This is a genomic window from Chamaesiphon sp. OTE_8_metabat_110, from assembly GCF_031382685.1.
In the GTDB taxonomy this organism is placed as follows: domain Bacteria; phylum Cyanobacteriota; class Cyanobacteriia; order Cyanobacteriales; family Chamaesiphonaceae; genus Chamaesiphon.
This window is the reverse complement of sequence record NZ_JANMZA010000063.1, coordinates 1-26966: the sequence shown is the minus strand read 5'-3', so window position 1 is coordinate 26966 and position 26966 is coordinate 1. Positions and strand designations below refer to the sequence as shown.

General features: G+C 48.8%; 28 protein-coding genes. 7 read left to right on the top strand and 21 right to left on the bottom strand.

The genetic code is table 11. The features are described 5' to 3' along the window. The first annotated feature begins 8 nt into the window (after positions 1-8). A complete protein-coding gene (locus RMO52_RS02500) occupies positions 9-392 on the top strand; it encodes a hypothetical protein (RefSeq protein WP_310410591.1) in 384 nt (127 codons plus the stop codon). On the opposite strand, the gene RMO52_RS02495 is transcribed toward RMO52_RS02500, so the two are convergent. From RMO52_RS02495 to RMO52_RS02445, 11 genes are all read right to left on the bottom strand, one after another. Beyond that, positions 389-7390: a phage tail tape measure protein gene (locus RMO52_RS02495; protein WP_310410589.1), complete on the bottom strand. Its 7002-nt coding sequence runs from the start codon at positions 7388-7390 to the stop codon at positions 389-391. The genes RMO52_RS02500 and RMO52_RS02495 overlap by 4 nt on opposite strands. A 3-nt stretch (positions 7391-7393) precedes the next feature. Continuing rightward, positions 7394-7837, bottom strand: a complete 444-nt coding sequence (locus RMO52_RS02490) for a DUF1353 domain-containing protein (protein WP_310410587.1) — start codon at positions 7835-7837, stop codon at positions 7394-7396. Next, positions 7818-8270, bottom strand: coding sequence for a hypothetical protein (locus tag RMO52_RS02485; RefSeq protein WP_310410585.1), 453 nt, complete (start codon positions 8268-8270; stop codon positions 7818-7820). The genes RMO52_RS02490 and RMO52_RS02485 overlap by 20 nt, the downstream gene beginning before the upstream one ends. Positions 8271-8273: 3 nt before the next feature. Continuing rightward, positions 8274-9386 carry a hypothetical protein gene (locus RMO52_RS02480; RefSeq protein WP_310410583.1) on the bottom strand — a complete coding sequence of 371 codons (1113 nt, stop codon included), beginning with the start codon at positions 9384-9386 and terminating at the stop codon, positions 8274-8276. A gap of 2 nt (positions 9387-9388) precedes the next feature. Beyond that, complete coding sequence (locus RMO52_RS02475; RefSeq protein ID WP_310410581.1) at positions 9389-10801, bottom strand: hypothetical protein; 1413 nt, start codon at positions 10799-10801, stop codon at positions 9389-9391. A 4-nt stretch (positions 10802-10805) separates the two neighbouring features. Further along, positions 10806-11009, bottom strand: a complete 204-nt coding sequence (locus RMO52_RS02470; protein WP_310410579.1) for a hypothetical protein — start codon at positions 11007-11009, stop codon at positions 10806-10808. 41 nt (positions 11010-11050) lie between these two features. Then, positions 11051-11503: a hypothetical protein gene (locus RMO52_RS02465; RefSeq protein WP_310410577.1), complete on the bottom strand. Its 453-nt coding sequence runs from the start codon at positions 11501-11503 to the stop codon at positions 11051-11053. A gap of 41 nt (positions 11504-11544) precedes the next feature. Then, positions 11545-11775, bottom strand: coding sequence for a hypothetical protein (locus RMO52_RS02460; protein WP_310410575.1), 231 nt, complete (start codon positions 11773-11775; stop codon positions 11545-11547). After that, on the bottom strand, positions 11775-12014 hold the full coding sequence (locus RMO52_RS02455) for a hypothetical protein (protein WP_310410572.1): 240 nt from the start codon (positions 12012-12014) through the stop codon (positions 11775-11777). Before RMO52_RS02455 ends, RMO52_RS02460 begins: the two co-directional genes overlap by 1 nt. A 177-nt stretch (positions 12015-12191) precedes the next feature. Then, entirely contained in the window at positions 12192-12998 is an 807-nt protein-coding gene (locus RMO52_RS02450; RefSeq protein ID WP_310410570.1) for a hypothetical protein, read from the bottom strand. A gap of 197 nt (positions 12999-13195) precedes the next feature. Beyond that, entirely contained in the window at positions 13196-13684 is a 489-nt protein-coding gene (locus tag RMO52_RS02445; RefSeq protein ID WP_310410568.1) for a hypothetical protein, read from the bottom strand. 48 nt (positions 13685-13732) lie between these two features. On the opposite strand from RMO52_RS02445, the gene RMO52_RS02440 reads away from it, so the two are divergent. Continuing rightward, positions 13733-13921 (top strand): hypothetical protein, encoded by a 189-nt coding sequence (locus RMO52_RS02440; RefSeq protein WP_310410566.1) that lies wholly within the window; start codon positions 13733-13735, stop codon positions 13919-13921. A gap of 12 nt (positions 13922-13933) precedes the next feature. Here RMO52_RS02440 and RMO52_RS02435 read toward each other — a convergent pair whose 3' ends face one another. The 10 genes from RMO52_RS02435 to RMO52_RS02390 all read right to left on the bottom strand — a co-directional run bounded on the left by RMO52_RS02435 (position 13934) and on the right by RMO52_RS02390 (position 24357). Continuing rightward, complete coding sequence (locus tag RMO52_RS02435) at positions 13934-14713, bottom strand: hypothetical protein (protein WP_310410564.1); 780 nt, start codon at positions 14711-14713, stop codon at positions 13934-13936. Between the two features lie 8 nt (positions 14714-14721). Next, positions 14722-18459 (bottom strand): hypothetical protein, encoded by a 3738-nt coding sequence (locus RMO52_RS02430; protein WP_310410562.1) that lies wholly within the window; start codon positions 18457-18459, stop codon positions 14722-14724. Positions 18460-18679: 220 nt separating this feature from the next. Then, positions 18680-18907 (bottom strand): hypothetical protein, encoded by a 228-nt coding sequence (locus tag RMO52_RS02425; protein WP_310410560.1) that lies wholly within the window; start codon positions 18905-18907, stop codon positions 18680-18682. Between the two features lie 11 nt (positions 18908-18918). Further along, a complete protein-coding gene (locus RMO52_RS02420; protein WP_310410558.1) occupies positions 18919-19461 on the bottom strand; it encodes a hypothetical protein in 543 nt (180 codons plus the stop codon). A gap of 6 nt (positions 19462-19467) precedes the next feature. After that, a complete protein-coding gene (locus RMO52_RS02415; protein WP_310410556.1) occupies positions 19468-21876 on the bottom strand; it encodes a hypothetical protein in 2409 nt (802 codons plus the stop codon). After that, complete coding sequence (locus tag RMO52_RS02410; RefSeq protein WP_310410554.1) at positions 21876-22712, bottom strand: hypothetical protein; 837 nt, start codon at positions 22710-22712, stop codon at positions 21876-21878. The genes RMO52_RS02415 and RMO52_RS02410 overlap by 1 nt, the downstream gene beginning before the upstream one ends. Next, positions 22703-22939, bottom strand: coding sequence for a hypothetical protein (locus RMO52_RS02405; RefSeq protein WP_310410553.1), 237 nt, complete (start codon positions 22937-22939; stop codon positions 22703-22705). Before RMO52_RS02405 ends, RMO52_RS02410 begins: the two co-directional genes overlap by 10 nt. Beyond that, on the bottom strand, positions 22936-23172 hold the full coding sequence (locus RMO52_RS02400) for a hypothetical protein (protein WP_310410552.1): 237 nt from the start codon (positions 23170-23172) through the stop codon (positions 22936-22938). The genes RMO52_RS02405 and RMO52_RS02400 overlap by 4 nt, the downstream gene beginning before the upstream one ends. Then, complete coding sequence (locus RMO52_RS02395; protein WP_310410550.1) at positions 23169-23498, bottom strand: hypothetical protein; 330 nt, start codon at positions 23496-23498, stop codon at positions 23169-23171. The genes RMO52_RS02400 and RMO52_RS02395 overlap by 4 nt, the downstream gene beginning before the upstream one ends. Before the next feature lie 181 nt (positions 23499-23679). Further along, a complete protein-coding gene (locus RMO52_RS02390; RefSeq protein ID WP_310410548.1) occupies positions 23680-24357 on the bottom strand; it encodes a hypothetical protein in 678 nt (225 codons plus the stop codon). 293 nt (positions 24358-24650) lie between these two features. Here RMO52_RS02390 and RMO52_RS02385 point away from each other — a divergent pair, with 293 nt between their 5' ends. From RMO52_RS02385 to RMO52_RS02365, 5 genes are all read left to right on the top strand, one after another. Beyond that, positions 24651-25172, top strand: a complete 522-nt coding sequence (locus RMO52_RS02385; RefSeq protein WP_310410546.1) for a hypothetical protein — start codon at positions 24651-24653, stop codon at positions 25170-25172. Continuing rightward, on the top strand, positions 25169-25396 hold the full coding sequence (locus tag RMO52_RS02380; protein ID WP_310410544.1) for a hypothetical protein: 228 nt from the start codon (positions 25169-25171) through the stop codon (positions 25394-25396). Before RMO52_RS02385 ends, RMO52_RS02380 begins: the two co-directional genes overlap by 4 nt. Continuing rightward, the gene (locus RMO52_RS02375; protein WP_310410542.1) at positions 25380-25835 is read left to right on the top strand and encodes a hypothetical protein; all 456 of its coding nucleotides are present in this window, start codon (positions 25380-25382) and stop codon (positions 25833-25835) included. Before RMO52_RS02380 ends, RMO52_RS02375 begins: the two co-directional genes overlap by 17 nt. Positions 25836-25887: 52 nt before the next feature. Continuing rightward, positions 25888-26688, top strand: a complete 801-nt coding sequence (locus RMO52_RS02370; RefSeq protein ID WP_310410540.1) for a hypothetical protein — start codon at positions 25888-25890, stop codon at positions 26686-26688. Continuing rightward, a partial coding sequence (locus RMO52_RS02365) for a hypothetical protein (protein WP_310410538.1) occupies positions 26688-26966 on the top strand: 279 nt, incomplete at its 3' end. The genes RMO52_RS02370 and RMO52_RS02365, both read left to right, overlap by 1 nt.

Below are 26966 nucleotides of genomic sequence, written 5' to 3'. Positions count from 1 at the left end.
CTCCAGCTATGAATCAAATCGAGCAAGTAGAAAGAGATCGCCAGCTCAAGTGGCACCTGAGCGAAACGCTCGATCGGGCGATCGAAGATAGCCAGCTCAAGCATGAGGAACTCCAGCAACAAGAAATTATTACCAATCAGACGATTTCACGCGCGCGTAATAATGGCAACTTGTCGCTATTAAATTTCATTAAAATAATTCTCGCCTTGCCACGCGATATCCGGCAAGATTGCATCAAAAGATTGTTTCTAGATCCGATTCCCCCGATTCCGCCGACTACTCGCGATCGCTTGATTAGGCTCGAAGATCGGCGGCACGTTCGGCATCAAGCTAAAATCCAAAAAGCCAAAGAGCGGATCGCACGGGAGATTGGGTTGGAAGTTAATAGTTAATTGTCAACTAATTTGAGTACCTCATACAGTCCATCTAAAACGCTGTTTGTCACCGCACCTTTGGTTTCTTTAGCGTCGGCAACGTAGACGGTAATCGGGCTGTTGAGCTGGATCTTATTGGTTTTAACTGGGGCGACTGGTTTATCGCCATTGCGAGCTTGACCTTGTTGCTGGATTTTAGTTAGCTCTGCGGGTAGTTTGACCTCGATATTCATCGGACGGTCGCTAAAATTTTGATATTTAGCACGCAGGTCGGCAATGGACTTATCGTAAGATTCGATTTTGAGGTTGGGGATGTTTGGAGTAAGATCGACAGTGCCAGCGGGGGATGGAACGGTCGGTACCGCTAGTCTTTCGGGATTGGCGACTCCTGAGACGTTATAGTTAGAGCGCGGATCGTATGCCGAATTAAAGTAGGGCACAGCCATGTTACTTGGCGCATTCCCGACGATGCTAGTCGCCAGACTTTGGTAGTATTTCAAGCCTTCATCGCGGACGCCCGCGTTGAATAGCTCGTTTTGGAGTTCGCCCGCGCGCCCTGTCGATTGAGTTTTAGAGTAATCGATCGCGGCGCTTTGTAGTTTGACTTTTTGAGTTTGCTGTAGCTGTTCGCGTTGCAAGGTCGCATTTTGGTCGAGAATTACCTGCTGCTGACCGAGTAAGACCCGATTGGAACGGGTCAAATCCAACTGTTGTAATTTAGCTTGGTAATCGAGTTGTGCCGCCTTAATCTCGTTGGGATCGGCTAGATTGCCTTTGGCGTAGAGTTTTTCTAAATTGGCGCGAGCCATAATGCTCGCACTTTCGCCTTGGGATTCGGCAATTTGTTGCTTGATTTTATCGCCTTCAAGTGTTGCTTGCTGCTGCTGGATATTTAGTTCTAATACGCGCTTTTCTAGAGCAATTTGATTGTTTAAAGATGATAATTTAATAATGGCGATGCGTTCGGCAATCCCGGCTTTAACGCTCTCGATCGTAGTTAGTTCGCTTAAGTTACCTAATTCCGATGCTCTACTTTCAGCCATCGCACTGAGGTGGTTTTGAGCGTTGGATAATAGTTTAGATTGATTTTCCAGTTGCTTGGTTTGAAATTCAAAGGCACTCGATCGGACGGTTAGAGCGTTAGTTTGCGCTGTATAGGCAAGAGTTTGAGTTTCAGCATTACGGGTAATTACGCTTTGGGATTTCTCGATTTGTTTGGTGAGTACCTCAATTCTTGCTGTCGTTTGAGCGGTCTTATTAGTCGCGTCTAGTTGGGTTAGTTTCGACTGGTTAATTTTAGTGGTGGTGGTTAATTGCTCTTTGAGTAATTGCCCCTGTTTGTCGATCGCAATCAATTCGGATTTAGCCGCCGTCACCGCCAAATCGTTCTCCTTTTTGGCGGCGATACTTTCGGGCGAATTCGAGGTATCCCGATCGAGCTTAATCCGATTGAGTTCGAGTTCGGCAATATTCCGCTGTTGGGTAATTTTAGAAATGGTTAGTTGATTTAGAAGTGTCTTAATTCCTAACTCCTGAGATTTTTGACCGAGGATTAATGATTCTTTTTCGTAGGCTTGTTGAGTTGCTAAATTGGCAAGTTTGGCTTTTGCGGACACTAGATCGATATTTGCCCGCGCTACGCTATTATTGACAATCTTACTTTCATTGGCTAATTGTTGTTGATAATTCTCGATCGTGCTAGCAAATAACTCTTTATTACTATTGAGGATCGATCCGCGCAATTCGGCGGCTTTTTGCTGGAGTTCGCCATACTTATTTTCCAACTCATATGGTAGTTTTTGGGCGGTGGATCGGTTGGCTAATTCCTGACGGCGGACTGCCATTTGGGCGTCGAATATTTGCGTTTGACTGGTAGCTTGAGTTTGGGCTAGTCTAGCTTCGGTTTGAGCGATTTTATTGTTTAATTCGGGACTAGATTCATTTAAACGATCGCGCTCGGTATAGAGTTCGTTAAGCGCCTCAGTGGCTTTGGCGATTTCAGCTTGGCTAGTTTGAGTGATGTAGTCGGTATTGCCGATTTTGAGTTGACTAGAAAGTGTTTTTAAGCCTTCGGTATATAGGTCGTATCGTGCCTGACGTAAATTAAAATCGCGCTCGCGAATCGTTTTGAGGCGATCGGCTGTCTGCTGCTCGATATTTATCCGTAATTTAGCCGCTTGCTGCTCTAATTCCACCACCTTACGCGGGTAGGCGGCGTACTCTTGGATTTCTTGCTCTTTAGCTGAGATCTGCTCGTTAGTTATGGCGATCGCGATATCTTGCGATTGTAGTTGCGCGTCGATTTGAGATTTAGCCCCGGCTGTCGCTAAGACTTTAATTCGATCGGCTTCTAAATTTTTAGCCGCGATAATTCGCCCCGATTCGGCTTCTTTAATCTTGACGATTTTATCGGTAAGCGCGATCTGATTGGCGATCGTTTCCCGATTCCCAGTCGTACCGTCGGGTAAAGTTAATTTGTTATCGCGGGCTTCTTTGAGCTTGGAAACTGCGTCGGCTTCGGCTGTCGCACCATTACTAACGGCGTATTGCTGCTCGATCGCATCGATATATTTAGCGCTATCTTGACGTAACTTTGAGATGTCTTTAAAGTAACTAGTTGCCTTACCTGCGGCATCTTTTTCATATACTTGATTAAAATCTTCCGCTGCTAGATCGACGGCTTTACCGGGGTCTTTAGTTTCAGTTAAAGCGCGAATTAATCCCGGCAAAACTTCGAGATTATATTTAGCAAACTTCTCCGTTGCTGCTTTAACGCTTTCACTATTTTTATTGAGGGCATCCCGATTGGCTTGGAGGGATTTAATCTGATTTTGGAGGATTTCTTTTTGACCGGGATCTTGAATATTGCCGATATTCTTATCTAATTCGCTGATTTGTTTATCCAAGCCCGCGATGAAATTAGCATTGCGATCGAGCAAATTTTGAGTATAAAGTTTCTCGCGATCGATGTCGCTAGTCGTTAGGGCTTTACCCGTTGCTAGCTTGTTGATATTCTCGCTATCGTAGGCACTACCGCTGGAATATGCCGCGCGGAGTTCGGCTGATTTAATTAGTAAATCCTGACTGGGATTAGTTATTTTTGAAGATTGACTTTGAACGCCGATCGTGTAGCCCGCATCGCGGTTGGCTTGAGTGTCGGCAATGCTTTTGACGAATCCACCGGGAGATCGGACGTTACCGTCGAAGGGTAGTTTAGCGATCGTGCCCACCGTCCCAAAGATCAGATTGCCAAGCTCGTTAGAAGTTTTGCCTAAACTCTTGAGAATATTACCGGGAGCATCAATGACCCCGCCAAAAATTAATTCGGCGACACCTTTTTCGGTGGGTTTATTTGATGTACTAAAGCCAGCTAGTTTGGCGTTAAATTTAGCTAAATTTTCCGCGCTTAACTTGCCATCTTGACCCGTTGTTTTAACGACATCGCCTAATTCCTTAAATTGCTCGGCGGTGAGCTGCCCAGAATCGCGTAAGGATTGAAGCTGCAATTGCAGGGGATCGCTCGATCCGCCGTAGGCCGACAGTTTTTCAGCACCGAGTTTGAGTTGAGCTAATGGATTTTGGCGATCGACAAAACTCGCGCGGATCTTATTATCCGACGCTAAAATATCGCGACTGATTTCACCATAGGCGCGGGACGCCAGCACTTTGGCGATGTCATCTTTAGTGAGTAGGTAGCCAAGCGATGCAGGTATGGCAAGGGCACCAGCAGCCCCGGCGATGGGAGCGGGTAGCATGGGTAAGGCTTTGGTGCCCAGGCTGGACATCCCCGAAATACCCGCGTTAAATAGCCCCCGCGCGCCACCCTCTTTAAAGGCGGTAGCAATGCTTTGCGGCACCCCCTTGAGGTAGTCTAGGAGTTGCGCGCTGCCGCCGACCAATCCCGCCTTGGCGACATTCCCGAGCGCGATCGCAGCACGGGTGGCGTTGGTTGCCACATATGTAAATCCCGTCGTCACCGCGCCGACGGTTGCCGCCCCAAATTTAGCGATATTTTTACCGACATCGCCATATAAAATGTTCTCCAATCCTTTGGAACTAACGATTAATTCTTTACCGCCAAACTGGACTGATTGGAGGTTTTGTTGGGCGAGTAGGGCGGTTTTGCCGCCGCTGGTATTGAGTTCCGATCGATAGTTATCAGTAATTAAATTCGCGCGACTATTTATCGCCTTGGCTTTAGCTTCCGCGCGTTCGGCTCGATCGATCGCACTTTTTGTAAGCGCGGAATCGGGATCTAATTGACTTAAATTATCGGCATAATTACGGGCGATTGTTGCTTTTTCACTAAATCTATTGGCTTGATTTTGAAGGTTGACGGCTGACTTTTCTAGTTGGGCAAGTTTGCTAAATTTAGTAGTAGCTTGAGTTAAATAGTAATTGTAGAGCGTATCGATCCGATCGCCAGAACCCGCTAAGACTTTAAATTCCGCTTCTTGGGTTTTAATTCTGGCGGCGGTGGCACGAGTGGTAACATCTAATTGTTGGAGTTTGAGCGCATCCTGGTTGAGCTTGTTTAAAGCGCGATCGCGTGTAGCCGGATCTAAATCGGTGCGCTCTTCTAGCTTTGCCGCACGATCTATTAGATTTTGCTTCTTGCGATCGTACTCTTTAACTCTAGTTTCGTACGCTTTAATATTACTATCTAGCTCTTGTTTAGCCGCCGCAACTTGAGTGTCGAGCTTGGCTTTTTGGGCGATTAGTTCGGGGTATTGAAAGTTTAATTGCGCTTGGGCGATTTCGGACGCGCGATCTGGTTTTGGCGGGGGAACTGGTTTGAGCTTTTCTCTAGCCGTATTTATGGCTTTGCCGACATTATTACCAACCGTATCGGCTCGGTTAGTTGGATCGGGGATGTAATCTTTATTATTAACTGTGGCTCTAGTCGAGTCGAGCGCTTTTTGGGCGTTAATTTTAACACTATCGAACGCCCCTTTAATATTATTTCCGATTTCCGTACTCAGTTGTTCGATCTCGGGATTTTGGGATAAGAAGCCTGTGGCACGCGCTCTAAGATTGGTAACTGGAGTCAAATTGGCGACCGCCGACGCGGTGCGAGTAGCGGTATTTAAGAGCGTGTTAGCGGTGGGGTTAACACTAACCCGCGCGGCGATATTCCGCGCCCCCGCTACATTGGCATTAAATATTTCCCCTAACTTACTCCTAGCGGCATTGGCTATTTCCGCCCCCTTAGCTTCCGCCGCATACGCCGCTTGTGCCACCTTACCCTGCAAAATCATCGAGTTAGCGGTTTTTTCGATCCCCAAACGGTGGCGTTGGTCGATACCGATCAGTTGTAATCCTACCGCTGCTAGCCCCTTGCGTTGAAGGATCAGCTCCTTAATAATCGTGGCTTCGGCACCTAATTGGCCGCTAAATAGTAAATTTACCGCGCGACCTAATAGGTAAATTTGGGCGAGATTTTTAAGCGAATCGATTAAATAGCCCACCGCGATCGTACTGGATTTAATCGTCACCTGCGCGGCAATCCAGGAACCGATTGCTTGTTTGATTGGCGTGGGCATCGCGGCAAAAATATCCGCAATCCGCTTGAGGGCCACTAATCCCGGTTCGACCACTGGGGCGATATTTGCCGCCACGCTGATAATTATCTCCTCAAACTGATTGGATAACTGCTGCATCCGCGCCACGGTATTATTACTGGCTGTCGCTGCCACCCGATCGAGATCGTCAGAGCCGGCGCGAGAGATACTGTCGAAGTTGCCCTGTAATTTCGCACCATCGGCGGTTAGCAGCCCCACTGCCGCCCGATAGGATTGCAGGTCGGGGAAGATCTTTTGAAGGGATTCGGGACTGTTGCCAGTGGCACGGTAGAGGTCGATGAGGGCGCGGGTAAATCCTTTAGCTTGAATTTCGGCTTTGTCAAACCGAATTCGCGAACCATTAAAGCTGAGCTTGGCTAGTTCCTCACTCGCCTGGGGGGTTTTATTGAGTACCGTATCCGATAGGGCCTTGAGTCCGGTCAGGGCTTCATCCGTACCCTGTCCGATATTAGTTAAAGTCGCCACCCCCGCCCCCAGTTCGGAAATTGAGATTCCCGCTTTAGATGCGCTCGATCCGGCGGTACCAAAGCCATTGGCGAGTTCTTGGATGGTGGTAATCCCGTTTTCGACGACCGCATTCAGGGTGCCAGCGGTGGTGGCTGCGCTATCGGCACTCAGTGCGTAAGCCGAGAGGGTTTTGGTTAGTAGTTTAGTCGTCGCGTCGGGGTCGGCACTCATCCCCCCCGCTTTAGCAATCTGGACGAGTTTGAGGGAGGCTTCGAGGACTTTTTCCGAATCCGCTTGTTTGGTAAATCCGCCCGATAATACTTGATATTGAGCTAATACCGCTTCGGTCGAAGTGACGGCGTTCGACAGTTTGGTGCCGACGAGATTTTGGATACTGAGGGCATTTTCCATACTCTCTTTGGAGTTCACCCGTAAGGCGTTACCAAAATCGTCAAATCTAGTGCTGGATTTAAGCACGGTGGCCGAACGCGCCGCCGCTTCTTCAAACTTCCCCAAGCGGGCGATGGCGATCGTCACGAAATCATCCACCGCTACTTGGTTGCCCACAAAGGCATCCTTCATCGTTTGGAATTCGTTAATCGATCGGGTGGTAACGCCCGACGCTTCCATCGCCTGTAACGTTTGTGGGATGCGGCTCCAAGCGTTCGCAGCGTTGGCAATTCCTGAAGAGAGTTCGACTAGGATCTGCAATTGAAAAGCTAGATCCGATAGCTTAATTGCCGTACTTGCTAGCGTGTTGATGCCGACTGTCGCCTTGCCGATATTACTGCTAAATTTATCCGCCGTCACCCCACCTAATACAAAATTAGCCGCAGTCGTTTTCGAGATATTATCGAGTTGCTGTAAGCCAAACGCCGCCGCCTTACCCGCCGTCCCGATTAACAGCAAATTAGTACTAGCCTCCCCACATTGGGCGGCGAAGTTTTTGCTATCTAAATTTAGTTTGATGGTGGCGGTCTCGGACATTTCTTACCTATTACTTAAACTTTCGGCGATCGATCTAATTGCCCGACTCTGTGGAATTGCCTGTTTACCATTCCAGCGATTGCCCGCGATTACACCTAAAAACGCAGCTAAACTACGCCGCCAAGGTACGCCATCAAGCTCCAGTGCGACTAAAAAATATAATTGAACCTGAAACCAACTGAGTTGAATTTCTATCCCGTCGAGGTTGATGAATTTGCCTTCAACGCTACAAAGATAATCGTGAATTATTACAGGCGTAAATCCCAGACAAGCCCTGTCGCCAAGCGATCGCAAAAACCACGGGATACTGGCTAAATCTGTCTCGAATCCAGCGGGAATTTCAAATTGAAGATCTTTTAGCCAGTATCCATATTTGGCAATATATGTCTCTTCGAGACGGTACTTATCGCCGTCGATGCTGTCTATTTTAGGTGATGGAGGTTTCATTATTTTCTAGAGCGAGTTGGACTTCATGCACCATCACCGCATCGAATCCGGCGAGTTTAGCTGGAGTAGTGATGATTCGAGGCTTCCAATTGGGATCGAGCATTTCTCCCGATAAAGCAACACCAATCTTGGTCGCTGTAGCTGAGGTCAAACAGCCGCCAGCGACGAGGGCACCGACATATTTCGACACCAGTGCCTTGTTATTTAGAGCGATCGCCCGGACGATCCGATCCCATAACAGGGTATTTAGAGTTTTAAATACTTCCAGCGGCGGCACGATATCCCAGAGTTTATCCACATCTACGGCGGTCGGGACTTTGCCTTGAGGAATCGGGTTGTCGATTTCGGTGGGGGTATTTAAGCGGCTGGTCGCCTCTGATGCGTCTTCGTCTGGTCGGAGTTGCGATCGAATCCAATCGGTTTTAGGTGACATTGTTTAAAATTTATTAAAGTACGGTGAATGCGTGCGCCCCATCGGTAGCCGTATGCCGATCGATTGCCCGTAGATCCGAGCGGATGTACTCTGGTAAGGAACACAAAAGACGCGACCGTCTGCTAAAAGTATGCTGCTAACAAAAGCATCTGCACCCGGAAAAGCAATGCCAGAGACAGTCTTGGCATTCGTTACAGGATCGTAGATGGCGGCAGTAGCACTATTACGGGGAGTGCAAAATACCCGCCCATCTGGTAACAAAACGCCATTATTATCTGCTAAATTGCCCGGATACGTGCCACTGGGGGTAGTCAAAGTATCGGACACCGGATCGTAAATCCGAGCTTCTGTGCTTTGAGACGGTACGCAAAATACCCTCCCATCTGGCAGCAATACGCCACCGATATAAGCAACGCCACCGGGATATATGCCGCTGGGAATGCTTACAGTATCCGTTATGGGATTATAGATCCGAGCGGTTGTCGCTTCGGATGGCACGCAGAACACCCGTCCATCTAGCAACAGGACGGCACCAATAAAACTATATAAAGCAGAGTTGCTTGAGTATGTGCCACTCGGAATGCTTAAAGTATCCGTCGCGGGATTATAGATGCGTGCGGTTGCCGCTTTACTGGGCGAACAAAATACTCTGCCGTCTGGCAACAATACGCCGCCAATATAAGCTTCAGCGCCGGGATACGTGCCATTAGGGATGCTTAAAGTATCCGTGGTGGGATTATAAATCCGCGCGGTTGTGCTATTGCACGGGATACAAAATACGCGCCCGTCTGCCAACAATACGCCGCTAGCAAACGCACCATTACCCGGATAAGTACCACTCGGAGTAGTTAAAACGTCTGATTTTGGATCGTAAATTCTAGCGGTAGTACTGTTGAAAGGGATGCAAAATACGCGCCCGTCTTGTAATAGTACACTGGAATAAAATGCGCCATTGCCCGGATAAGTACCGCTGGGGGTAGTTAAAATGTCCGCCGTCCCACCGTAGTTTTTTTTAATTACTGTTTCAAAATCCCTCCTCGGCGACAGTGGAAAATACTTTTTTGCCAGCCTGGTAAACGGGCTGCTGAGTACGGTTGTTAGTACTTTTGGAATCAAAGCTACACCCCTAATGTAAGTGTGGTGAGCTTGGCTGTCTCACTTGCAGCAGCAGGTGTAAAAGCGGCTTGAGTGACTAAATATCCCCAGACAGAAGTTTGAGTCGGATCGAGCTTGATTTGGAGGTTGAGATTGGGCGCGTTCAGCCCGACACTGCCGCCGCCCGGTTCTACTATGGCGTTCCCGATTGGGATGCCGCCGCCAGGAGTGAGGTTAATCGCTCGATCGTTGGGGATGACTGGCACGCTAAAAGCGTTGTTATCCGTTACGTTCGATGGGGGTGGAGCGGAATATAGAAATAGTAAAAATGGCCCCATTCCCGCAGGTAAGGTGGCGATATTAAAGACGATTTTTACCGACGAAAGGATGACAAACCCACCTGTAAGGCCAAAATTTGTTAGCTCGAAGGCGGTGCCATAAACATCGTTAATGTCGTAACGAATTGTGTTTGCCGCGCGGGTGAGGGTTGCTATCGACTCGAATCCCGATCCCGTAATTTTAGCTTGCCCGTTGCGATCGATCTGAGTCTCCAACCATTGCCCGTCGGTGAGGGTCGGTGGGGTGGCGTTGTATTTGCCCACCCCGATCGTATTCAGATAGCCTAGAATGTTCCCTGCCGCACCGCTGACTCCCGCACGAATCCGATCCCAGGTTGCGCCATTATAGCCACGGAGAAACATGCCGCCAACTGTGGTGGGGGATGCGATCGCATCGGTAGTCGCAATTAAAGGAGCCTTTTTAGAGTCTATAGAGGAGTTACTTATTGCGATCGCAATCAGTAACTCCTCTAGCTTGTCTTCGTACCCTTTGAGATCGGCAATCGCTGGAGAGGACGCGATCGCACTTCGAGTCGTGATGTTATACCAGCTCGATGCGACAACCGTGCTGGTTTCGCCATTGAGTAACCGGACATTGGCGATCGAGTCGCCCACCGCATATCCGGTTCCGGCGATTATCGCTGTGTATAAATCCTCATTGATTAAATTAGTCGATCCCGCCTTGACAGGCAGCAGTGGCGGGACGGGGGCGGGGCTGGGGATGGTGCCGTCGAGATTGAGGATGGATACGGTTATGGCACCCGTAGTCTGGTCGATCCGGTCTTGGCGGATCAAGTAGCGCGGGGTCGTACCCGAATCTTGGATGAAGATGTCGGCAATAGCCGTACTATTGACAAGCTCTGCCTTAATGTCGGCAAGTAAAAGTCTGATGGTATCGACCTTTGGACTGGCATCGATACCCTGAGTGATTTCTACGGGGGTTGTAGCTGTGCCACCACCCCCGCCGCTAATTCCATTGACTAAATCGATCTCCCCAATTTCCCTAACGATGTGGCGTTTGTCGGCGATATTCGGATCTACTAGTCCGGTGACTAACTGACCGCGCAAGGCGGCGAGAACTTCGGCTTCGGTGGGCATAATTCTAATTGACTAATTGAAAACTTTGTGCCCAAATTTGGGCACTGATATCTTCGTCTAAGCGCTCGAATCTGTGATTGTCGCCGACAGTTCCCATGAACTCTTCAATAGGCTTGAAAAATCTGCTGCTGGATCGAATTTGGGTTTGTTCGAGAATGCCAGTATCGGGATTGATAAATGTTTGGCAATCGACCAATTCATAAGCCACGATATCAAAATCAATCGAGCGCGAACCGCTTTTTAAAATGCCTAGAATATAGCAATTTTGTCCGCGATAGTGTTGCCAAGTTTCTCCGGTTTTGGGTAGTTCCCTGCTCTGATTTTGCATAACCACTCGATATATCCTCCGATTGTTTCACCAGAAACATTGTAATCTAGCGCGTAGTTTTCCCCAAATTCGTGATAGATCCGGATCTTAATTTTTGGATCGGGCGGGATAATTAGTCTCACCTGAGCGCGCACGACAGGTCGCCACCAGACCGCCCTGACTCCACCGCATTCGTCGCCGCTAATCCAGGGTGCAAAAAAGTACTTAGGGCGCGATTTAGCGGTGGCTTGAATCAGCGCGATCGCCATGTTGCGAGCATAAGGCGTGGGCAATAGTTCGATATCTTCACGATATTTGAGCGCGTCGATGCGCCGAGTCGTATCTTGGAGATTTCGATTGACAATCCGGTTGTCGAGGATAATTGGTTGTAGCAAGATCGGTTGATGGTAAATAATTAATTATTACCTATTACCTATTACCTCTTACCCACCATCCTCCGACTCATCCCCACCATTCCCATAATCGCCCCCGTGCCGATTCCCCCGCCGACTGCGCCTTGCCAAAATGTCTTAGAGCCAATCATTTCTTGGATCGGGTTTTTAGGCTTGGCTTTACGCACGATCGTAATATTCCCGCGCACGCTCCGGCGGGGGAAGTATTCGATATTGGCGCGGACGACGGTTTTATTTTGACGCGGTTCTTTCATCAGGCTGTGGGCTTAGGATCGGTTGATGCTGGTGCTTTAGCAGCATCGGTATTTTTGACTTGTTCTACTAATTTCGTGGGGAGCGGAATTTTTTCAAGTCCCGCACTTTCTTCCTCATCCAAAAATTCGACGTAATTATCATTTAACAATCGCGCGGGCAATTTATCTTTATCGTATTCTTCACCCTTTTTAAAAGTCTTTCCCTCATACAAGAAATCTGCTTTCATCTTTACTTTCATAGTCTAAATCTCCGTTTTTAGGTAATAGGTATTTAAGGCATTCGTTGCGAAGGCAGAAGGTAGTAGTGCTAGTGCTACCTTGAAACCTCAGCCGACCGACGGTCGGATCTTCATCAATCCTTCTGCCGGGACACCTTCTATCTTCTGCACTGGACGGGTCTCCCGCCCAGTCTTCTTTTAACAATATACTTTGCGGGCAAAATCCTTAATCGAATAGCCAGCGCAACCGCTAGTAATCGAAATGTTCCCCTTAACTTCCGTGCCGTCGGCATCACTTGCTGCTTTGGCACCTTCGGGATTGATGGCGATCGTCGGAATTTGAATTTTAGTAATCGTATCGTCGCTATTTCTAAACATCATAATCCACTCGCACAAACCTAAAGAGGTAAATAGCATTTGGACGATATCCATGCTCTCGATCGATTTCAAGCTGACATACGCCCGATCGAGTACCAGATCGTCGCTAAATTTAATCGCGCCGCCCGCGCCCATTGCAAAACTTAGCGGTGTGCTTTGGACGAACGTCGCCCACGGCTGCTGTACTAGCGGCACGCTCGGATCGCCGTTCATGGAAGCTGCGGCATTAGTGGCCGCATCGATTAAGATCCCATTGCCCAAGCCGCCGACTGGCGCGGCGGCGATTAGGGGTTGGGTTGCCTGTTTTTGGATGATGACATTCTCAAGCGAATTCGCCACTTTAGCTACGCCGCGATTGGCACTAAGGGCGACCGTTTTCGTGTTGGCACTAGATACCTTAAACATCGCCGTGGGCATATTCTCGTCTAAATACCTATTCGCCTCCGCCTTGTGCCCCAAGGGGTTAGAGGTGGTAATTGCCTTAGTTTTGAGTCCAAAATCGATCTCCGCCTTATCGGGAGTCAGAAACTTGACGATTTCATTGGTGCTGAGTACCCTAACGCAAACCGATAAAACGCCCGCATATTGGCGGGTAAATCCATCTTCAGAGGTGACGATTCCGGGCATAAAAAATAGGTAAGAGGTAATAGGTAATAGGTAATAGGTTTTAGAACATAGTAATAAGCATAGATCTAGTTGCCAGCGGCAACGGTAACTAGTAATGGCTAAAAAATCGTGCATCTCACAACCGACTTTGAACCCTGTTTACCTATTACCTCTTACCTATTACTTGCTTTCGACCCTTATTGTCGATTTCCGCAATATTAGCATATTTCCCGCGCGGTGAGAGATAATTTCAGATAGACGTAAACGGGCTGCATCAGTTCGTTTGCCATAATTCGGTATTCGGATTTAATCGGTTCGGATTTGGGCAGTAACCACCAGCCACAGCCGCGATCGTTGGCGGCGATGTGGGCGATTTGAGCGGTAAGGACGCGATCGACCCAGTGCATGATGCCGGGGAGTTTTTGGACATCGGGGTGCCCCATCGCATAGGTAATTGCCAGGTTGGTATCGACGATTTGCGATCTTTGGGTGGTCTCGGATTGGCGGTAGACTTTGAGCAGGGGTAGGCAGGAGAGGGCAAAATTAACGTCGTCGAAGGAACGGGTATCCCGACAGGCGATGCCGTTGGGGATCTGGCGGGCGATCGCGTAGTTGAGTCCGCTTTTGAGATAATCGGCTAATTTTTGGCAGTTGATATCTAGATGGGGATCGAGATTGTCGTGTTTATCGAGATAAGCGTATGTCAATATCCACCTCCAAAACTTGGATTGGGAAAGATTTGCCCGGTCGTTGGAATGCTTATTCCTGGGTTGTTTCCCGAACCCGAACCGGATGCCGTCGTCAGTGCCGATCGAAATTCACCCGCAGCCTTTATCGCACCGACACGGATGGCACTTGGCGGGGTGGGAGTGGTCGTTCCCACTGCTGTGGCTGCACCGACACGGATGGCAACTGGCGGGGTGGGGGTAATGAATCCTAAGTAATTAGCCACTTTGTTAAATTGCGAATCGGTGAGCGATATTTCTACCTAAATAAATCCACTGGTTGTCGAACGTATCGCCTTGAATTCGCCCCGATCCCTGGACTAGAGCTAAATCTGCCGAAAATGCTCCAGCGTAACTTGCCGCCGTTGCCGCGCCGAGCGCGACGAGGATTCCAAATGGGAAGATGTCGGATTTACCAGTAATTGCACTAGGGGTAGTAAGCAAAGTACCATCCTGGTTAAAGCCGAAATTGCAAGTCAAACTGCTAGCAATTGGCGGACAAACGGGCGCAGCCACGGTGCGGAGTTTACCCGTTGTCACACCGGGGATAAACGCAAACGTCCACAAGGCTTCGTCCCATTCGGCAACTTTGGTCGCCGGACGAATCACTCCGAGAAATCCCAATTCGGTCGAGCCAGTCACAAGCGCTAGACCGCGCATTTCGGGATTATTGATGGTGATGATATTGAGCTGCTGGGTATTGAGCGGGGCGTAGGTGAGCGGTGTAATACTGGTATTTGTCCCGGTGTTAGTAGTGGAGTTATAAGTATCAAATAGGTTGGGAGTGATTAAAAAGCTGGTGGCAATTTGAATCCTAAAAAAGACGGTGCCTTTAGCGGCGGCATTATAAGTGATGGAATAAACTTGATCCATCGTCGTCCCAGGAGAGCCGTTTTCATCAATGGGAGCGGAAAATCCAGCGACTTGCAAGGCGGCTTTGAGTTCATCGTAAAGCTGTTGTTGAGTATACCCAGCGGCTAGGGTGCGAGTGGTGTGAATGGTTAGAGCCATGATTTTAATTAACTTTCAAGTGGTGTAAAGCTGGCGGTGAGCGTGAAGCTATTATTACTACCAGATTGGTTGACGATCGAGATCGGTAAATTAGCCGTGAGGCTTGCTTCTTTATTGGCACCGACAACCCCGAATTGAGTGGGGATTACGCCAGATCCGATCGCCTCAAATATCAGCCCGTGATTGCCGACTGGGGCGGTAGTACTAGCGCGGGCGGCATCTGCGGTCAGTTGGGCGGCGGTTTGATAAATGCGGATGCGGGCATTTGCGGTTGAAGAAATTGAGTGGAGCAGAAAAGCTGGAGCTAGGGCGATCGTCCCCACGGCTGATAACCCATTCCCAATGGAACTAGTCGTAATCGTTGTGGTTTTCCGAGAGCGGGTGAGTTCGCGAATTTGCCCGCCATCTTCGGTGGAGGCGACCAAGGACAAGTTGCCGTTGGTGTCAGCAAACACCTTCAGGGTATTACTAGCCGAAGTTGGTGCGGATGCTTGTTCGAGAATGTTAATTCCCGATGTCGCCGTCACGCTGCCAGTCGCTCCTGCTTGCCCTACACCTGTCGCTCCAGTTTTGCCCGTGGCGGTTAGCTTGGTACCATTTCCTACCGCCGCTCCCACCGTCGCATCGGTATTTTGGAGGGTGACGGTAGTAGGCGTAGGCAGGGCTGTCAATAGAAATGTCCCCGCCACCCCACCAAAGGCGTAGTATTGCCCCACGGCTAAATTCAAAGTGCTATCGACAAAGTAACTAGCTGTCGCCCCAATCGCGGGAGTGACGGGATTAACGCCCGCGATTGTCGCCCCCGTCGTACCAGGCAATCCAACCGCCCCCGGATCGCCCTTATCGGCAATTTTCTGCCAGTTGGCTGACGGCGGGGCGGTATTTCCCGGTGTAGGGCTAATCCACCAGTAACTCGCACCAGTGGGCGGGTGGTAGATCTCATCGTATTGAGAATAGGTCGCCGTACCGACATAATCGCCACGAGCAATGTGCGGCGAACCCGAAAGCCCGATCGCGCCGCGTTGACCCGACAGGTTTAGCCTAGTGCCAGATCCGATTGCTGCCCCAACCGTCGCATCGATATTTTGGAGGGTAACTGTAGTAGGCGTGGGCAAAGCTGTCGAGAAAAATGTCCCCGCGATGCCAGAAAATTTATAGTATTGTCCGACACTCAAACCCCCGACGGCATCTACTGTAATGGTAATTGTGGCGTTGAGTGCTGGCGTAACTGGATTGGTGCCCGACGTTGTTGCGCCAACGGTTCCCGCAGCACCAGTTTGTCCGATGCCGCCCGTTTTGCCCGTGGCAAGTAGTTTGGTACCTGCGGAAATCGTACTCCCGACCGTGGCATCGGTGTTTTGGAGGGTGACGGTAGTAAGGGTCGGTAATGCGGTTAGTAGTAAGGTGCCCGCCACTCCATTAAAGGCGTAGTATTGTCCGATCGCCAATCCTTGAATGCTATCGACGGTATATGTCGCACTGTCATTTAGAGCAGGGCTAACTGGATTGGTGCCGACGGTTATCGCCCCCGTCAGTCCGGGGATACCCTGGATGCCTTGGCTACCTCGATAGGTATCTTGCAGCCAGTAGGTAGCATTGGTTAAGGGTTGTCCGGTGGAGGGGACGGGGTTGATATATAGATAAGCGCCGACATCGACAACGGTGACGCGATCGAGATAGCTATATGTGGCAGTTAGACTGTGAATGCCTCTGGGATTGATACTGTAGGATTTACGAATCAGCCAGCGTCCGGGTTGGGCGGTGGTGAGATAGGATGGTTTGAATGTCGAGATCCCATCGTCGATTTCGAGACTGTTGGGATCGTAGTAGAAGATCGAGCCACCATTCACCGGACGGTGCTGCCAAGCAAAGGTATCGGTACGATCGATCGATCGTAAATCGCTTAAATTATAGATCGGTCTTCCCCACCCCTGGTTGAGATCGGATAGCTCCGCTAGCGTCAGCTCCGACTCACCAATGACGGTGGGAGATATCCGATCGATCGCGCTAGCCGTACTACCATCGTAGTAATAAACGGCAAAAAATTGATAACTACCTGCGGGAATGCTGCCTCCCGTAGTTGGGGTACCCGTTAGCGTGGGCGGGTCGAACAGTCCGAATAACGGGTCTGCCGGGTCTTGGATTTGTACTGGTGCGCCTAGGCTATCGATTGTCAAACTCTGAGTTGGATCGGGGATTACCCCCGTTTGGGCGTTGCCCGCGCTCAGCGCCGGGTAGACGATCGTGCCAAGTTTGGCGAAAATTCTCACAAAATTAGGGTTGAATTCGCCCACGTCGCCGCCGATAACTGGATAGCTGCTGCGGATGGAGCAGTTCTCATCTCCGGCATAGCCCAAATACGTCAGGGTGAGGTTGACTTTGCCCCCTGCCACTACATTTAATGCGGGCGATAAAGTCCCCAGCTTAGACGTGCCCGCAACAGTCGAAACGATCGCCAAGATTGCTTCGGTGGCAAGTGGATTAGCTGTGAGCCGCACCACCCCATTGCCGTCGATCGTCAGTTTTTGGTTGGGAGTGTTGGACGATAGACCGTAGATAGTTTGCTCGGAGCGGATACTGGGTACATAGCTTTTGACAATCGCCGCGCCCGATCCGATCTTAATTCCCGCACCCAGTTTCGGTACCGGATGCAGCCGCTCCCCCACGGGCAAGATCGTATCGCCCGTTACCGACCACAGTGCGGCGACATTTTTACCGCTTGCGGGCAAGGGGTAGATGTAGATATCGACGGATTCGCCCGGTACTAACTGCCCGCTAAATTGCGCCGCATTAAAAAATGGCGCAATTTCCCATACGGCACATTCGCCGGGGGGTAGAGGTTTATGAAGCAGCATTATGCCCGCAGCATCGGTACTCCAAATTCGGTCGCCGTCCACGTAGGGCATCGTCGTCAGTCCGGACAAAGCAAGCCTGTCGAGGTTGCCCAAGCCATCGGTGTAGCCTTTAAAGGTGACGATTAACTTACCCTCAAAGCTCGAAGTTCGATCGCGCGACCCCTGCTCGACAAGAATGGCAAATTCCGTCCCGGTGGGTAGATCGTAGGGATTATTATTGCGCCATACCAGCTTGGCTGGTACGCCAGCCACCGGGTCGGGTCGTACTACATCATAAGCTGGCGGCAAGATGAGGTAGTTGGGATCGATCGATCCCACATCGGCGGCGGCTCCTGCCGTGCCGTAGGGATCTAAAATTTGACAGGTGTAGGGGGAATCCACCCGCGCCCACGGGGTACTAGCGTAGCTCGAATATTTGTAATAACCGCTGGGAGCCGCGCCGATAACTAGTCGGTGCATTCCATTAATCAGATCCGATCCTGATGGCAAGTCGTTGATTGTCGCCACACTCGATGCTAATTGGACATGTTCGGGGCGCGAGAGGACGATCGGATTGAGAGTACGCCGCGTGTAAGTGTCAGCGTTATAGTTCTCCCATTCGGCGATTTGTACCGCACTTTGAGGATTTGATGTAGTATTAGCACTGAGACTGTAGCGGATAAAGTCTGTCCCCAATCCGCGATTGGCAATCTCATTTAAGGTAATTGTCAGCCGGGATAGGGCGGGGATGTTGACCAGTAGCCCGGAACTAGCCTTAGTCCACCCCGCCCGGTTGCGAGCCGATAGGAATAAATAAATCGCCCCAGTGGGCAAGGTGCCACCTGGAGCGATCGTTATATCCGATTGGGATAAAGCTAATTGAATCAGACCGCTTAAAAACTCGCAGGGCACAGTGTTGAGTAAGGAGTAAGGAGTAATGAGTAAGGAGTTAAGACGCGTAGTAATGAGCGAAGATCTAGTGGACTTATCGGAGCCATGTAATTAGTAATGATGAAAAGTTGTGAATCCTACTGGCGTAGTTAACTCCCAACGAGTTACTCGATCTAGTTACTCCCTACTCCTTACTCAAATGCAACAATAGCACTTTTTTGCCGCTTTCGACATTAAGTAGCTACAGAAACTGCGCTAAACTCAACTCCTCGCCATCGTCAGCCACAAAAATATCGTCTTTGAATTTATCAATAAATTCGATCGCCGAGGCTTTATCGAGCCGCTCCTTGCGGGCGTTGGGATCTTCGCGCATTTTCGCCGTTTGGTCGATTAGCAACCGCAATTTTCGCGGCGGGTAAATCTTGCCTAGATCGATCGCGCCTGGGGCATCAAACGCTTCGATCGCCATTGACAGCAGATCTATTTCCCAGTCGCCGCTAGTGCTAACGGCGTATCGATCGGATCCTCGTTCGCCATTCGCGTCTGCTCCCGCTGCCGCAGCTCCTGCATGTGCAACAGTGCGATCTCGATCCGCTTTCCCTCAAAATTCATCCCGTTGAGGCTGGCAATCGCCGAAGGCTTCCACTCTTCGGGCATGGTAGATATCGACTCGTAACTTGTCGATATAAATAGTTGCCCGATTTGGAGGTAATCGCGAACATTGAGGAGATTATCGATATCGATGCCCACATCCCCACCTTCAAGCGGCACGATCGCGGACATGCGGCGGATCGCATCCATCGCGATCGGATCGGTAAGTACCGAACCAAGCCACGCGGTTTTGGTAACTATGTACTTGATAATCTCTTCTTGGATCGCGATCGCATCAGCTAGAGTACTCGGATATTTAGATGATGCAATAAACGGCTGCGGCAATATATAAACGCTTTTTAAGTAGCTACCATCTTCCTTCCAGTAGTTGATTTTATGGCGATCGAGTTGCAGTTTGGGAGTGTCTGACATGTTTGACTAATTTGCCAATTTGTAACTAGTAACAGGTACGTTCATTTGTTCGCCGACGCTCAAAGTAGTGCCGGAGTGGGTAATAATCGGCAGGTTGTTATCGACGATGCCCTGGATTTTTAACGTTTGGGAAACATTCATGATTCTACCAGACCTCTGGCTGTTGCCGACGCGGTAATTTAATGTTTGTCCTGGATAGATCCCGGTGGTGAAATTAACCAATTTCACACTCGAAATGCGGCAATTTTTAGTGTTGATAATTTCAAGGTCTGTTTTAGCGGCGAGTAAAGCCTGCGTTTCGGTGGCGGCATTTGGATAATCGATCGTATTGGTGGGGGTAAATACTGCGGGAATTAGTGAGTAAATGCCGAATGGTTTGTTGGTGTTTGCCGTCGGTGCGGGTGGTGGAGTTGCAGTTGGGTTGGATGAATCGGTGGCGTTGCGACTGGGGGCAGTCGGCGGGCGACCTTTGACTATTTGCGAATCGGCGATCGCGAGAATTGCGTTAAATTGTGCGCCGGAACTACTATAGTTATCGGTCGATTTTGTATAGTATTCGGGATTTTTGGGATTGTTGAAACTGAAGGGTAGGGTTGTAATTTGAGTCCGCTCGATAAATTCGCTTTTTTTACCTGTAGTCAGTTGCGGTAGTGGCTTGAGCGCGGTACTTTTGGGATTGACGGTTGCCGCGAAGGAGTTCTCGATCGTCCGAGATTTGGAGACGAAATAAGGCTCGATCCAGTTAGGATCGGTTTCGGTCATTTCAAAGCTACCGCCCTCTGGCAAGCAGAGCGTGTATCTAATGGTTGCGGGTTTGATATCGTTATAATAATCCCTCAGTTTGGTTAGTTCGTATGTTTCTGATGTATATGTGGATAGGTTGAAAAATCGATAGGTATCGAGTAGGGCCAGCGCGATCGGATCGTCATTATTGGCACCTAAATTAATTGCCACTGATTCGGGTTTTTGGGCGTTTTCAACGTTGAATCTAGTTTTGACAAATCCGTAGCCATCCACTGACTTTAAGTAGCCTAAATTGTTATATGTATAGTTCTTAGTTCTCGATGATATTACTTGCCAAGAGCCATTGATGCGATCGATAACCGGGTTGGCATCCCCGGTAAAAACAACGTGGTCGCGGGCGACGGCGACGTAGCCGTACTCCCTTTCCTCTTCGCGCAGCGGTTGCCCGTTGTGGAGGGTGGTAATTTTACGCCGCTTGCGCTTGCCGCTGACGTCGAACACGATCGACAAGTCTTTTTGAGTGCCAAAATAGGGGGATACGTCTGGGAATTCATCGCCCTCGACGACGGTGGTATCTTCAGGCGGTGGGGTAGGCCAGTTGGGCTGGGTGATGGGTGAATTGGGATCGGCGGTGGCGTTAGAGCCGTAGGTAACTTTAACTGGCGGATCGTAAAGTTTGGTGTAGATCGATCCTGGCAGGTGGCGAACGGTGGTGGTGACATTTTCGGCGACATCGAGAGCCGAAATGCCGCCGCTACTCGACCACGGGATTAAATGGATCGCACCGCTACGGTTGTAATCGATGTAGGCTGCGATCGAGCGAATGGCATTATTATCGAGTACCGATGCCAGCGTCGTGCTGGTTGCCGATTCGAGTAATTTAGCAGGTAAGGGGATATACCCGCCGACTAGTCCGACTCCCGCACGCGCGGCAATATCGGCAACCGAACCGCTGAATGCGGGGGTGGGGGTGGGGCTGATACAGGGATTATTGCCGTTTGGTAGCTGTTGTAACTCCACTGAGTTGTCGAGCTTGCCGACGTGAGATCCAGTTAGATCGACCTTGACAGAGATTAGTGGGTTGACACTGACATTAGTCGCAATATCGGTAATGCTTAATGTTGCAGATCGACTATAGGCGGTACCGTAGATCTCGACTGGCATATCGGCTGCAAAGTAACTTATCACTTGGTCTCGATACACGGCATCAGTGATAAATTCAAAATTCGCACTCGGCTGTTCCTCGAAACCCATGCTCCACGATATTTGACCCACAAGCGGCCAGCGGGTAAATAGATCGGGATAAGGGGCGGGTACCATGTCGGTGGCGATAATGAGCGGGGTGGTGGCGACGTTTATCACCGCTGGTTTTATGCCCGCGTACCCGATAATTATTTCGCCGTTAATCTCGGTAAATTTGCCAATTCCCGGCGGGGCATTGAGGGTGAAGGTATGGGTGATGCCGTTAATTGTAATGCTGGTGGCGATTTTGTCGGGGATACTGGGAATGATTATCGTGTTATCGTCGATATCTGGTACCACGATAACGGGTACATAATCATCGTTCGACTTGGTTTTAACGATCGGCGTATTTGGTGAATCGCCCGCGATGATAAATCCCGCGCGGCTGTTGGGAGTGGGATTGGAAATTGGGGTGGAGATAACGAACATTAGATTTCATCCTCAGCCGCTGCAATTAATTCGGCGATTAATGTCTCTCGATCGCTCAAACCATTGGCATCCAAATTAGCAATTGCACTGCCATAAGCCTCGATAAAAGCTCGATAATTATCACTCATCCCCAGAGGCTCCGCCAACGATTTTATCGAAGTCGAATAAATATGACCCGAACTATTTTTCAACTCCTGAAATTCAATTCCTCTGAGATTGACATATAAATCAGACAATGCCGCGATCGGATCGTCGCCAAATCCGCTAATTCCCACCTGGAGATTTTCGCTTGTTTGCGCACACCATTTGTCACCGTCAAGAGTGAGATGAACGCCTGAATATAAAGGTTTGAGATCTGTGATTTCTCCATCTACAATCTTGAGTTTCATCTCTTGATTTTGCATGGGCGTACTCATCGCCTCTAGCGTTCCAACAGGCATCCCAGCAACAGGCGGCAACTCTTCGTTAACAGAAGAATCCGAAGATCGCTTCAATTCATCTACAGTTATCCCTTGATTCAAAAACATTCTAAATTGCTGAATGTGCATTAGAATTGCTGTCGATCGACTGTCTGTATTGGCGATCGAATACGCGGACAATGCCTTCACGACCGCACTTTTCGCCCAATCTAAACACGTTTTATCTTGACAGACATCTTGGGCAAGCAATATCGCTGCATCTCGAAACACCAGCCACTCATTATAATCTTGACTTTCTACAAACGACTTACAAATTGTCAAACTCTCCAGATTAGCCCGATCGTGCAGAGCAATCCGCTCCGGTGTCGTCGGCGGATGATATTTAAAATATTCTTCGATGGGTAGTTCTAATGCCATAACTTTCTCCAAGTTTTTGTTTGCCACTTTAACCGTTCGATTGCCGATTGCCTATCGTTGTCAAACTCGAAATACACCATCGAATCCCACGGTTCATTCAGCGCATCTCGCCCCACTAATTCGGACTTAGAGCACCAAACATGCCACTTAAAATCCGAACATTCTTTAGCACGAAAATACCATTCACCTTCGCGCCACTCTTGAATTTTAGTAACTAAGCACGTCATTTTTCTAGTGTTTCTTTTGATACTTTAGTCCAGTTATTTACTACATACTCATCGCGATCGATACTAGTTAATTCATCGCCGCGCATGAAACTAATTAGGTGTTTTTGACGATGAGTAAATCTCAGATGAATAATCTGATGATTTATATTATCTTTAGTAATTACATCGCCAGTGTCGATCGCGTTAAACTCATCAACCATCCGCAGTATTTCTTTAATCTCTTCTGGCTTCATAGCGGATCGAGTCCCAATTCTAATGCTAGCTGATGGCACTCATTCAACTGTGATATTGTCTGCGCTTGCCATAGTCTCCGCCTTAGTTCAAATATTTGCTTACCAAGACTGCGCCAGCAGGGAGCCATTAAATAATTATCGAAATATTTAACCAGCACATCGATTTGCTCTTGATGATATCGGAGATCGAGCGATGGATCGTTGCCGCACATCTGACGATTGTAATATTCTACCGCCCGTCGCATGACCCCAGTTTGGTCTTCTTGCCAATAATAAGGCGCACTGGCGTTGGGATGATATGCTGCAAATACAATTAAATTACTCATTTTTTACTCCACTTTTCATCAGGAAAAATTACAGATATTACCATTACTAATAGCACGAAAATTACCGGGCATTTACACATCCAAAATATTAACTTTTCTAGGAAAGGCAGAAGTATGAAGGCAGATGGCAGAAGTTTTTTCTGACCCTTCTGCCATCTGCCTTCGATCTTCTGCCTTCTTTCTAATTGAGGTGCCACACTTTTTTGCTCTTATTTAACCGCTGTGGACTGGCATCCGCCGGGATGCCGATCGCCTTCACGCGGGCGATCGCCCCGTCTAACGTTTTGTGCATGTAATCGTCCGCTCTACTGCCATCGGCTCGATAGTATTGCCAGTACCAGTAGGCATTCTTCCCCCGCCAGCGTTTGATTAAGATCCCGTAGGGGACACAGTAGGTTTCTAGATCTCGATCGATCCTGTGATAAGGTTCGATCTCCTTATTGCCAGCGATAAGATCCGATCTCCTTATAGCTGGCAAAACTGAGACAGCACTAGTCTTTACTAGCCCATCAACGATCGAACTTCGATCCATCCCCACACAGATCTGCTCGATCGCCAACAAATTCTCATAAATTTGAATAGGTAAAGTCGCCAAATACGCGATCGTACAGGCATCGCTAAGCGGCGCGAGCTTTGTGGGGGAATCTTCCCAAGCGACGTTTTCGGGGGAAGATCCGAACGAAAACGTCGCTTGGGTACACGAATAGCACTCAACGGGACTCAATAAATGTGTTACACTATTGAAATCGATTGACTTTAACCTTTTAACTACAGCCACCCCGATCGGATCGGGACGCTCTAACAACTCGAACGAACTTGGCGAAAGCAGCAGCTTCTCGCAGGTAAATTGAATCGGCATATGGGCAATTGTCTTGAAAAGGTGCTTCGCTTGGGGAAACCCCAAGATCGCACTTTCCGCTGCGTATAAATAGCTACATGGCAATTGCGGGAATTTAAGTATAAACTTAAATAGGAATCTAAATCGAATTGGTGAGACAATTCGTGCCCTTGAGTCGGTAAAGCCCGCGTTTTTTATCGACTCTGGTGATAGGGCAATTACCTAGAATGCTATTACTTTACATTAAAATTCGCGAAAGCGGTAAAATATCTGATATCCTGTAACCGATATCGATATCACCTTAAAATCATTCAATGTCTGGCGAATTCTCCGGTACGTTTTTAGATCCAAATAGTAGGCGATCTTATCTGTTGCAGGTGCAGCAGTCGCGACAAGCTACCATCGTCCATCGCAGCTTCGACTTAGGCGAGAGTTTGATTCGAGAGCCTGGATGGGGAGTGGCGATCGTTTTGGGTGCAATTTTAGCTTGGCGCGAATATAGCAAGTGGCAACTAGTTAAAAAGCTCGATAAAATCGATACGATTAAAATTGCCGCCAGTATCGGCACCGCTTGGCAAAAAGTGGTATTGGCATTCGACAAGATCGATCGCAGCGAAGCGCGGACGGGGGAATTAGCTAGCGTTGCCAAAGAACTGCGGGCGGATATCCAGCATCTCAAAACAGACGTAACGGGTGTAAAGGAATTATCGAGTGAGACTGGGGACGAACTGAGCGGACAACTACACAGTTTAGCTGAGATTGCCAAGCGACTGGAAGAAAAAATCGACGATATGAGTGAAGATGTCGAGGATATCAATAACAGGTATCGCAAGTGAAAACAGTCAAACCCTGGTATAAATCAAAAACTTTGTGGTGGATCGTCGCATCGACGATTGCGGGATCGGCGCAACCGATCGGAGTGGCGATCGATAAAGGTACGATAAAATTTGGCGATTTGGGTGGACTGATGGCGATCGTCGCCACGAATGCGATGGCAGGATATAGCCGGATTATTGCCGATACTAGGTTGTCTGGGGGGATCGATGAGAACAGACATTGACAAGACAGAAGGCAGAGGCGCGATGCTAGATGGCAGATGGCAGATGCGCGATGGTATTTGCGATCGTACCTTGAAATCTCAACCGACCGTCGGTCGATATCCGATCCTCGCTTCTGCCTTCAATGAGCTGACTTTTGCCAATCATATCCGATCGCGATCGAATGCGTTAATTAACTTACTCCCCTTCGCGCATCACTACCAAAATGTCTTAAAGGCGATCGCTTATATTGATTGGCAACGTCAAAATAACGCAGATTGTAACGACTATCAAACCTATCTAACTTTTGCAGGGATTAGTAGTAATGAAACGGCGACTTCCTATTTAGATTGGTTGGAACCTAAGCTGCGGAATTGGCTTTCACGGTACGAACAAATGCTCGAAGTTCACAAGCAAGAACTGGCAAAATTAATGGTAACTTTCGACCGTGAGCGAACTTAATCGGATCGCCGGCCTACTGCGATCGGCTATAAGATCCCGCCAAACTCTAGCTGTGGGAACGGCTCAGTTTGCAGCGGTACCGGGAAAGTCGGCATTGTTTACGACAGTTACTGGGACGATAAGTGCTGTTGCCACTAACTTTTGCTACGGGAATTGTCTGCTGGCAAAAGTTGAAGGGACTTGGTATGCGATTAATCCGGCGGATAATCGGGAGGTGGTTCGGAGTAGTGTCGATCGATTGATTCAAAGAAAGGCAACAGTGAGCGGAAAACCAACGGCATGGCTGGCGATCGGGCAGTACGGTCTGCCATTCCTGGGGTTCGATCCAGACTTGATAAGAGAATCTCAATTAAGTACCAATCGAAATGCACCTCTTAATTTTCTGATTTGGATCTGGATACCTAGAGTTACGTCATTCGAGCTATTTTTGGAGGTGTCTGGTGGGACACCTGCCGATTTTGTTACAAATCCCAACTATTCTCAAATTTTTAATGGTGCTTTGTATGAAATTGCAAGGCTAGGCTGGTTAGCTGGACTAATTAGATATGAATTTGTCACAGCTAATAGTCTCAGATTCTTTGGATCGTTAGTAAATTCAGAAGCCGAACAACTTACTTCTAGCAGATATGTACCCAATCGTTTCTTCGTTAGCCAATATTTGGTTGAAGGAAATTATGTCGAACAAAAAATAGCAGTTGACGGACTAGACTATACAGTTGTTAAGATTCGTTGCCAATATTTACCAGGTCTCTATCTGCCGATAACAAATATCCCGCTTACATTTAATTTTACTCTGACCGATTCGGGAGAGTTTGATATCGTTAGGTCAACCGTAAAATTTTCAATAACTTAATGCTCTCCAATCCCCAAGACAAACCCCTGCTATCCGATCGCACACAAACAGCCGACAGGCTCAAGATAGAAGCCAAATTCGCCCAAATTTTTGGCACCAGATTGATTGCTAGAGGTCGGGCGATAAATTTAGATAACTTGAAGTTTGCACTTGAAAATGCGGCAGCCTCACAGATCTGGATGCTATGGCGCAGAGGGATGAGTTTGGGTAATGGTGATGCGAGTCGAGAATTGAAGTTGATTGGGTGGAAGGGGGAGCAAAGGCAGATGCCTTCTATT